This is a genomic window from Streptomyces sp. WM4235 (assembly GCF_001279725.1).
In the GTDB taxonomy this organism is placed as follows: domain Bacteria; phylum Actinomycetota; class Actinomycetes; order Streptomycetales; family Streptomycetaceae; genus Streptomyces.
Window position 1 is genome coordinate 1 of record NZ_LGDE01000384.1, and the last position, 304, is coordinate 304.

Below are 304 nucleotides of genomic sequence, written 5' to 3' on the forward strand. Positions count from 1 at the left end.
CTTCTCCTCTTCCTTCACCTTGGTGGCGATGAAGTCCTCGACGTCCGGGTGGTCCACGTCCAGGACGACCATCTTGGCGGCGCGACGGGTGGCACCACCCGACTTGATCGTTCCTGCGGACGCGTCCGCGCCCCGCATGAAGGAGACCGGGCCGGAGGCGTTGCCGCCGGAGGAGAGCAGCTCCTTGGAGGAGCGGATGCGGGAGAGGTTCAGGCCGGCGCCGGAGCCGCCCTTGAAGATCATGCCCTCTTCCTTGTACCAGTCGAGGATCGACTCCATGGAGTCGTCGACGGCCAGGATGAAG

General features: G+C 65.8%; 1 pseudogene. It reads right to left on the reverse strand.

Features of this window, described 5'->3' with window-relative positions:
- A pseudogene (locus ADK55_RS23325) lies at positions 1–304 on the reverse strand (vitamin B12-dependent ribonucleotide reductase); the annotation flags it as partial.